The sequence below is a fragment of the Hydrogenophaga sp. genome, assembly GCF_030158645.1.
Lineage (GTDB): Bacteria > Pseudomonadota > Gammaproteobacteria > Burkholderiales > Burkholderiaceae_C > Hydrogenophaga.
In genome coordinates this window covers 1-2,887 of the sequence record NZ_JAOASO010000047.1, presented here as the reverse complement: position 1 = coordinate 2,887, position 2,887 = coordinate 1, and the positions used below count along the sequence as shown (strand labels likewise).

2 protein-coding genes and 1 pseudogene are annotated in these 2,887 nt (G+C 64.1%); all 3 read left to right on the top strand.

Features of this window, described 5'->3' with window-relative positions; genetic code table 11:
* The coding region (locus tag Q1W68_RS05395; protein WP_300715787.1) for a glutamate synthase-related protein at positions 1 to 1,170 on the top strand (1,170 nt) is incomplete at its 5' end.
* 26 nt (positions 1,171 to 1,196) lie between these two features.
* Positions 1,197 to 2,678 carry a glutamate synthase subunit beta gene (locus Q1W68_RS05390; RefSeq protein ID WP_300715786.1) on the top strand — a complete coding sequence of 494 codons (1,482 nt, stop codon included), beginning with the start codon at positions 1,197 to 1,199 and terminating at the stop codon, positions 2,676 to 2,678.
* Between the two features lie 87 nt (positions 2,679 to 2,765).
* Positions 2,766 to 2,887 (top strand): annotated as a pseudogene (locus tag Q1W68_RS05385) (ABC transporter ATP-binding protein); the annotation flags it as partial.

Here is a 2,887-nt window from a genome sequence, read left to right as displayed (position 1 = left end):
GCGCTGCGCAAGAAATTCAGCGGCAAGCCCGAGCACGTGGTGAACTACTTCTTCTTCATCGCCGAAGAAGTGCGCCAGATCATGGCCCAGCTGGGCATCCGCAAGTTCGACGACCTGATCGGCCGCGCCGACCTGCTCGACATGAAGCAGGGCATCGAGCACTGGAAAGCACGCGGCCTCGATTTCAGCCGCCTGCTGGCCCTGCCCAACGTGCCGGCCGATGTGCCGCGCCTGCACACGCAGGAGCAGGAGCACGGTCTGGACAAGGCGCTGGACAACATCCTCATCGCCAAGTCGCGTGCCGCCATCGACAAGGGCGAGCGTGTGCAGTTCATCGAGGTGGCACGCAACGTCAACCGCTCGGTGGGTGCCATGCTCTCCGGCGCCGTGACCCAGGTGCACCCCGAGGGCCTGCCCGACGACACCATCCGCATCCAGCTCGAAGGCACGGGCGGCCAGTCGTTTGGCGCGTTCCTCACGCGCGGCATCACGCTGTACCTGATCGGCGACGCCAACGACTACACCGGCAAAGGTCTCTCGGGCGGCCGTGTGGTGGTGCGCCCCAGCATCGACTTCCGCGGCGAAGCCGCGCGCAACATCATCGTGGGCAACACCGTGATGTATGGCGCCACCACCGGTGAAGCCTTCTTCAGCGGCGTGGCCGGCGAGCGCTTCGCGGTGCGCCTCTCGGGCGCCACCGCGGTGGTGGAAGGCACGGGCGACCACGGTTGTGAATACATGACGGGTGGTACCGTGGTGGTGCTGGGCAAGACCGGGCGCAACTTCGCCGCCGGCATGAGCGGCGGCGTCGCCTACGTGTACGACGAAGACGGTCAGTTCGCCAAGCGCTGCAACACCGCCATGGTCAGCATGGAAAAGGTGCTGGCCGCCAAAGAGCAGGAAGCCTTGGTGGACAAAGCCATCTGGCACCGCGGCCTGAGCGACGAAGCGCAGTTGAAAAAGCTGCTTGAGGAGCACAACCGCTGGACCGGCAGCAAGCGCGCGCGCGAACTGTTGGACACCTGGGCGCAGGCGCGCGACAAGTTCGTGAAGGTCTTCCCGAACGAGTACAAGCGCGCGCTGGGTGAAATCCATGCCCGCAAGAACGCCGCGGAAGTGACCACCAAGGCCCAGGCCACGGCGAAAAAAGTCACGGTCGCCGCCAAATAAGCCAACGCATTCGAAGGACAAGCATCATGGGAAAAGTCACCGGCTTCATGGAATTTGAGCGCTTGGAAGAGGGCTACAAGCCCGTGCCCGAGCGCCTGAAGCACTACAAGGAATTCGTCGTTGCCCTGGATGACCAGCAGGCCAAGGTGCAAGCCGCGCGCTGCATGGACTGCGGCACGCCGTTCTGCAACAGCGGCTGCCCGGTCAACAACATCATTCCGGACTTCAACGATCTGGTGTACCAAGGCGACTGGAAGAACGCGATCACGGTGCTGCACAGCACCAACAACTTCCCCGAGTTCACCGGCCGCATCTGCCCCGCACCTTGCGAGGCCGCTTGCGTGGTGAACTTCAACGGCGACGCCGTGGGCATCAAGTCGATCGAGCACGCCATCATCGACCGCGCCTGGGCCGAGGGCTGGGTGCAGCCGCAGCCGCCGCGCCACAAGACCGGCAAAAAGGTGGCCGTGGTCGGCTCCGGGCCGGCCGGCATGGCGGCAGCCCAGCAGCTCGCGCGCGCTGGTCACGACGTGACCCTGTTCGAGAAGAACGACCGCGTGGGCGGCCTGCTGCGCTATGGCATCCCCGATTTCAAGATGGAGAAAAGCCACATTGACCGCCGCGTGGCGCAGATGGAAGCCGAAGGCGTGGTGTTCCGCACCGGTGTGATGGTGGGCAACTTGCCCAAAGACAGCAAGGTGACCAACTGGGCGCAGGAAACCATCACCCCCGAACAACTGCAGAGAGACTTTGATGCGGTGCTGCTCACCGGCGGCTCTGAACAAAGCCGCGATTTGCCGGTGCCCGGCCGCGACCTTGATGGCATCCACTTCGCCATGGAGTTCCTGCCGCAGCAGAACAAGGTCAACGCGGGCGACAAGTTCAAGGGCCAGCTGCGCGCCGACGGCAAACACGTGATCGTGATCGGCGGCGGCGACACCGGCTCCGACTGCGTGGGCACCAGCACCCGCCACGGCGCGGTCAGCGTGACCCAGTTCGAAGTGATGCCCCAGCCGCCCGAGCAGGAAGACAAACCCCTGGTGTGGCCTTACTGGCCGCTGAAGCTGCGCACCAGCTCCAGCCACGACGAGAGTGCCGAGAAGGGCATTCTTCAGCGCGAGTTCGCCATTTCCACCAAGGCCTTCAAGGGCGAGAAGGGCAAGCTCACCGGCCTGACCACGGTACACGTCGAAATGAAGGACGGCAAACTGGTTGAGATCCCCGGAACCGAAAAGGAATACAAGGCCGACCTGGTGTTGCTGGCCATGGGCTTCGTGAACCCGGTCGCCAGCATCCTGGACGGCTTCGGTGTGGAGAAAGACGCCCGCGGCAACGCCAAGGCCAGCACCGAGTTCACCGGTGGTTACGCCACCAACGTGCCCAAGGTGTTTGCCGCCGGCGACATGCGCCGTGGCCAGAGCCTGGTGGTGTGGGCGATCCGCGAAGGCCGTCAGGCTGCGCGTTCGGTCGACGAATTCCTCATGGGCTTTTCTGATTTGCCGCGCTGAAAACAAACGAAACACAACGCGGCCTCGGGTTTACCCCGAATCCCGTATCATCCAAAAACCGGGCGCAGATGGCCCGGTTTTTGTTTGATGTCCACCGAAAACCCCACCCCCCTCGTCGAACTGCGCAACCTCACCTTCGGGTATGGCGCGCGCGCGATCCTCGACAACGTCACGCTGACCGTGCCCCGCGGCAAGGTCACGGCGCTCAT